The organism is Phenylobacterium sp. (genome assembly GCF_037138395.1).
Taxonomy (GTDB): domain Bacteria; phylum Pseudomonadota; class Alphaproteobacteria; order Caulobacterales; family Caulobacteraceae; genus Phenylobacterium.
Genome location: NZ_JBAXIM010000156.1, coordinates 1 through 5,723, shown reverse-complemented (window position 1 = coordinate 5,723; position 5,723 = coordinate 1). Strand labels below are relative to the sequence as shown.

6 protein-coding genes are annotated in these 5,723 nt (G+C 64.6%); 4 read left to right on the top strand and 2 right to left on the bottom strand.

The features are described from left to right. A partial coding sequence (locus WCJ52_RS11110) for a TetR/AcrR family transcriptional regulator (protein WP_336903375.1) occupies positions 1–517 on the bottom strand: 517 nt, incomplete at its 3' end. Positions 518–638: 121 nt separating this feature from the next. Between WCJ52_RS11110 and WCJ52_RS11105 the strand changes: the two genes are divergently transcribed. From WCJ52_RS11105 to WCJ52_RS11090, 4 genes are read left to right on the top strand one after another with little or no spacing between them, the layout of a single operon-like run. Next, the gene (locus tag WCJ52_RS11105; protein WP_336903374.1) at positions 639–1,622 is read left to right on the top strand and encodes a VOC family protein; all 984 of its coding nucleotides are present in this window, start codon (positions 639–641) and stop codon (positions 1,620–1,622) included. Continuing rightward, positions 1,619–3,313, top strand: coding sequence for an FAD-dependent monooxygenase (locus WCJ52_RS11100; RefSeq protein ID WP_336903373.1), 1,695 nt, complete (start codon positions 1,619–1,621; stop codon positions 3,311–3,313). Before WCJ52_RS11105 ends, WCJ52_RS11100 begins: the two co-directional genes overlap by 4 nt. After that, positions 3,313–4,092, top strand: a complete 780-nt coding sequence (locus tag WCJ52_RS11095; protein WP_336903372.1) for an SDR family oxidoreductase — start codon at positions 3,313–3,315, stop codon at positions 4,090–4,092. Before WCJ52_RS11100 ends, WCJ52_RS11095 begins: the two co-directional genes overlap by 1 nt. Before the next feature lie 24 nt (positions 4,093–4,116). After that, positions 4,117–4,983, top strand: a complete 867-nt coding sequence (locus tag WCJ52_RS11090; RefSeq protein ID WP_336903371.1) for a fumarylacetoacetate hydrolase family protein — start codon at positions 4,117–4,119, stop codon at positions 4,981–4,983. 192 nt (positions 4,984–5,175) lie between these two features. On the opposite strand, the gene WCJ52_RS11085 is transcribed toward WCJ52_RS11090, so the two are convergent. After that, on the bottom strand, positions 5,176–5,535 hold the full coding sequence (locus tag WCJ52_RS11085; RefSeq protein ID WP_336903370.1) for a bleomycin resistance protein: 360 nt from the start codon (positions 5,533–5,535) through the stop codon (positions 5,176–5,178). Positions 5,536–5,723: the final 188 nt, after the last annotated feature.

Sequence of the window (5,723 nt, the reverse complement as noted above, 5' to 3'; positions counted from 1 at the left end):
TCTTGCGCGCGGCAAGGGCCGCCAAGATCATGGATAGGATCGTATCCATGGTGAACGCGTCTATCTCCAGGTCGAACAAGCCCTGACGCACGCCGCGCGCAAGATCGGTACGCAGATAGCTCTCGACCTGGCGATGGACTTCCGGCGCGTACCGGGCCGATCGGATCAACACCCAGCCCCATTGCGGTTGGCCGCAGGCAATTTCGATGAACTGTCGGGTCGCGCAACTAAACCGTTCGGCTGCGTTGTCGATGTGGGTCATCGCCCCGTCAATCTGGCGGGCGATATCGTAGGCAACTTTGAAGGCGACCTCGGCCGCGATGGCGTCCTTGTCCTTGAAATGCACATAGAAAGTGCCGTTGACCACGTCAGCCCGACGGGCAATTTCGTTTACGGAAGCCGCCTCAAAGCCGTCGCGCGCGAACACCTCCACAGCCGCATCCATCAGGCGCGCGCGCGTTCTCACACTCTTTCGCTGGTTGCGCGCCTGATGGGTGAATGGACCCTCGCCGGACATCTCGACCTAACTTCAACTTCCGGCAGCCTAGCCTGATTTCAGATAATTGACAAAGGTCCCAAAAGCCTCGACGACAGGGTCAACGCACGGCGTTCAGCGGCTTGGCGGGGAGGCCAGGGACATGAGCACTCAACCGATCATCAAGGTTCGCGATGTGGCGTTCCCGCGCCTGCAGGTTCCCGACCTGGACCAGATGGAGTCCTTTCTCATGGACTTCGGCATGGTCCGCGCGGAGCGCCGCTCTGATGTGCTGTACATGCGCAGCGCCGGGACCTCGCCCTACGTTCACGTGACCCATCAGGGTGAACCCGCCTTTCTCGGCTTCGCATTCAGCGTCGGCAGCCGGGCGGATCTCGACAGCCTCGCCGCCAGCCCGGGGTTCACGCCGGTGGAGGCGATTGACGCGCCCGGTGGGGGCTGGAAGACCTCGACCGTGGATCCCGTCGGCCATATGGTCGAGGCCGTGTTCGGGTTCGAGCCGGTGGCGCCGCTTTCCGAACTGTCGCCACGCCCCCTGAACATGGGCGAAACCTTCCAGCGCATTGGCGCGACCCAGCGGATCAAATCCGGTCCGAGCCGCATCAAGCGGTTTGGTCACCTGGCGATGAATGTGCCGGACCCGGTGGCGGCTCTGGCCTGGTACCACGCGCGCTTCGGGTTGATCGCTTCGGATCGGGTCAATCTGGCTCCTGGCATGCCGGTGGCGATCTTTACCCGCTGCGACAAGGGTGCGGAGCCGGCGGATCATCACTCCATTCTCTTTGCCAGCAACATGTCCTCAGGCGGTGTATCCGGACTCAACCACCTGTCCTGGGAGGTCTGCGACATCGACGATGTACAGGCCGGGCGAGAGCATCTGGCCGCCAAGGGCCGGAGCCATGAATGGGGCGTGGGGCGCCATCTGCTGGGCAGCCAGGTCTTTGACTACTGGCGCGACCCCTGGGGCCATATTCACGAGCACTGGACAGATGGGGACCAGTTTGACGCCTCTGCGCCGACGGGTGACCACTCCATCGATATGGGCGCGGTGAGTCAGTGGGGCCCGAACATGCCTTCAAGCTTTGGCCGCACCATCCCCCCCGTACCGCGCTCGAAGTCTGCATGAGTCCCGAGATGAACGAGATCGAGACGACGGTCCTCATCGTCGGCGGAGGGCCTGTCGGCCTTCTGGGCGCCCAGCTTCTGGCGCGCCGTGGCATCAAGGTTCTGGTTGCCGAAAAGTATCCGCAGCGCCTGGATTCCCCCAAGGCTCACGCCCTCAATCCAAGATCTCTTGAGATCTGCGCAGCGGCGGGGCTACCCATGGAAGAGATCCACGCGGTCGCCACCTGTGGCGGCGATGGGGGCTACGTCTGGATGATGGAGACCCTCAGCGCGCCCCCGATCGGCAGCATTGCGTATGAACGCCAGGACGACGCGGTGCGTGCTGTCACGCCCTGGCCCCTCATCAATATAGCACAGCCGGAGTTTGAGGAGGTTCTGGAGCGCGCGGTCCTCGCCCAGCCTGACGTTACCCTCCTTCGGGGCCGGGAATGGCAGAGCAGCCTGCAACTGACCGACGGCGTGACATCCTCACTTCAGGATCGCGCCACCGGCGAGGTGCTGAAGGTCCGTAGCCGCTATGTCATCGCGTGTGACGGGGCGGGCAGCACCGTGCGCGAAAGTCTGGGCATCGCGATGGACGGGCCGGAAGGCCTCGCCAACTTCATGACCATTCATTTCGAGGCCAACCTGCGGTCCATCCTCGGGGACAAGCTTGGAATCCTCTATTTCCTTTTCGGGCCCGGCTTGAACGGCACCCTGATCGGCTATGATGTGGAAAAGACCTGGGTGCTGATGCACCCCTGTGGTCCGGATTCGACCCCGCAAGACTTCGACGAGGCCACCTGCCGGGCCGCCGTCGCCGCCGCAGTCGGTGCGCCAGTGCCGGATCTCCAGATCAAGGGGGTCAAGGGCTGGAAGATGTCGGCCCAGATCGCCCGGACCTATCGCGACGGCAAGGTGTTCCTGGCCGGAGACGCCGGTCACCGCTTCCCCCCCACGGGCGGGCTCGGAATGAACACCGGGATTGGCGACATCGACAATCTGGCCTGGAAGATCGCGGCGGTGGAAGCCGGCTGGGCGGGGGAGGCGCTGCTGGAGACCTACGAGTCGGAGCGCCGGATTATCGCCCAAACCAATATGGGCCAGAGCCTGGCCAACACCTTCCGGTTGGGAAGCCTGTTCGAGGCCCTGGGCTATGGCGCGGACCGAACCGTTGACGAGGCGACCTATCGCGCCCGCCTCGCGGACCCGGAGTCACGGACCCGAATCGATGAGGCGGTCGCCTTCCAAAAGGATCATTTCGACAGCCTGCGCCTGCAACTCGGCTTTGCCTATGGAGACGCCCTAAGGGATGACGACATGCTGCCGATCAGCCAGTTCACCCCCAAATGCGTGGTCGGCGCACGCCTGCCGCATGTGGAACTGGCTGATGGACGCTCGACTCTTGATCTCGTCGATCCCAACGGATTGACCCTGATCGCCGCGGCGGACGCGGGGGACCTGACGAGTCTGGCCGACGGCCTGCGAGCGCCGTCGGTCCAGTGGACGGAAGGCGCAGATTTCGCGGTATCCGGGGAGGCCTGGTCGGTCCGCATGGGTCTTGAGCCTCAGGGTGCGGTACTCGTGCGACCCGACGGCCATATCCTGGCCATCACGGCCCGCGGCGGCACCGACGAGGCCCGGCGATTGGCCGGGACCCTTTCCGCCTACCTTGCCACTCCGGTGGATGCCATTTTGACAGGAACCGCGTGATGGATCTCGGTTTGAACGATAAGCGCGCCCTGGTCTGCGCGTCCTCCCAGGGGCTGGGTTTTGCCTGCGCCTTCGCCCTGTCCCGGGAAGGGGCGCAGGTGGTGATCAACGGACGAGACCCCGAAAAGCTCGCGGCGGCCCGGGATCGAATCGCCGGGGAGACCGGCGGCGACGTCGAAGCGGTCGCTGCGGATCTTGAAACGCTTGAGGGTCGTAAGACCCTGCTGGACGCGGCTGGTGCTGTGGACATTCTGGTCAACAACAATGCCGGCCCGCCTCCAGGCCAGTTCCAGGCCTGGGATGAGTCCGCCTGGCTCGGGGCGATCGACGCCAACATGCTGCCGGCGCTGATGCTGATCCGGGGCCTCCTGCCTGGAATGAGGGCCCGCAAGTTCGGCCGCATCGTCAATATCACCAGCGCAATGGTGAAGTCGCCGCGCGGTCCAATGGGCCTGTCCACCGCGGCGCGGGCCGCGCTCACCGCCGCCTGCAAGGCCATCGCGCCCGAGGTGGCGGCCGACAACGTCACGATCAACAACATGTTGCCCGAACGCTTCGACACCGAGCGCCAGCAACAGATGGCCCGGTTGATGATGGGGATGAGGGGCATCACCTACGACGAGGCCCGGGCGGAAATCGCCGGCTCCATCGCCGCCAAGCGGTTTGGACGCCCGGAGGAATTCGGCGACGCCTGTGCTTTTCTCTGCAGCGCCCAGGCCGGATTCATCTCCGGCCAGAACCTGCAACTGGACGGTGGCTCCTATCACGGGCTGATCTGAGCCCACATCAAAGGACCTGACATCATGCGACTTGCGACCTTCCAGCCGCTCGACCAGGACGCGTCCGAGATCGGCGCCGTCATCGAGGGTGACCGCATCGTGCGGTTCAACCGCGCCCGTCCCGGAATGGCCCAGGACATGATCGACCTGATCACGCGGTGGGCCGATCTGGAGGGGGAGGCCCGTCGGCTGGCCTCCGCCGCCGCCGAGACCCTGCCGCGCGATCGGGTCCGACTGCTGGCGCCCGTTCCGCGGCCCGAGAAGATCATGGCGATCGGACTCAACTATGCGGATCACATCGCCGAGACCGGCCAGGAGACGCCGAAGTCCCAGATCTGGTTTTCCAAACAGTTGAACGCCGTGGCGGGCCCGTTCGACCCGGTACAGATTCCAAAGGCGTCGGCCTTCGTCGACTACGAGGGCGAGATGATCGCGGTGGTGGGCGTTCGTGGTCGTCACATCTCGCGTGACGCCGCGCCGGCCGCGATCTTCGGCTGGTGCGTGGGTAACGATGTCTCCGAACGCGCCTGGCAGAACCGCAGCAGCCAGTGGGTGCTGGGCAAGTCGTTTGATACCCACGCGCCCTTCGGCCCCTGGATCACCACGGCGGATGAGATCGCCGACCCCCATGCGCTGAATCTGCGCACCCTGGTGAACGGCGAGATCCGGCAAAACTCCAACACCCGCCACCTGGTGTTTGATGTCTGGGCCCAGATCGCAGAGCTATCGCAGGCCATGACCCTTGAACCCGGGGACATCATCTATACCGGAACGCCCGGCGGCGTCGGCGTGGCCATGCGGCCGCCGGTCGCCCTACGCGCCGGAGACCGCGTACGGGTGGAGGTCGATGGCCTGGGTTACATCGAGAATGGGTTTGAGCCGGAAGCCTGATTTGGACCCAGGGGGCGACAGCGACAACAAATCGGCGTGAATTCGCGGCGGGGGTCGGCGCAGCCGTAGCGCTTGCCGCCGCCGGCCCGTCCGCGACCCGAATTGCGGCGACACGGCCCCGGTGCGAAAGGGGGGCAGACCTTCCGAAAATCCGAGACGGGGGGAGAGCGGACATACCTGCGACGTTGAAGCTCAGTTCTGAATGAGCCGGATCAGTGATCCGTTGGGATCGATCAGATAGGCGATGCGAATGCCGGACGTTTCGATCGAGGGCTCACCCATTCGAGGCCATCCCCGAGGTTGGTCCTGAAGACCGGCTGCGCGCGCCATGGCGTGGAATGCGTCGAGATCGTCGAGACGAAGACAGCAACTGAACCAACTCTCTCCGGGTGCAAGGTCTGGATGCGGAAAGAATTCCAGCATCAGTGTTCCGCGCGCCATGATCATCCACGCGTCGTCGCGCCAACCCTGCTGGAAGCCGAGCGTTTGATAGAACCGCGAGGTCTCCTCGAAGTCGATAGCGGGCAGGTTCGGTGTTGAGTGATCGGCCATCCACCAAGTTTGCCACGCAGATCCAAGGGCCGCCAAGGGTCATGTCTTCCCGTTGGCTCGGCGCCCGCTAGCGGACCCTCGCCGACCAATCCACAACGGGTCTCCAATGTCAGGTTTTGTCCCCTAGCGGGCACCCAGGCGGACCAGCACGGCCCGGGGGATTCCCAGGTCGGCGATCACCGGTTTCT

What these genes read in the sequence shown, in the direction of transcription:
- WCJ52_RS11085 (WP_336903370.1), bottom strand. Translation starts at nt 5,535, where the DNA reads ATGGCCGATCACTCAACACCGAACCTGCCCGCTATCGACTTCGAGGAG.
- WCJ52_RS11090 (WP_336903371.1), top strand. Translation starts at nt 4,117, where the DNA reads ATGCGACTTGCGACCTTCCAGCCGCTCGACCAGGACGCGTCCGAGATC.
- WCJ52_RS11095 (WP_336903372.1), top strand. Translation starts at nt 3,313, where the DNA reads ATGGATCTCGGTTTGAACGATAAGCGCGCCCTGGTCTGCGCGTCCTCC.
- WCJ52_RS11100 (WP_336903373.1), top strand. Translation starts at nt 1,619, where the DNA reads ATGAGTCCCGAGATGAACGAGATCGAGACGACGGTCCTCATCGTCGGC.
- WCJ52_RS11105 (WP_336903374.1), top strand. Translation starts at nt 639, where the DNA reads ATGAGCACTCAACCGATCATCAAGGTTCGCGATGTGGCGTTCCCGCGC.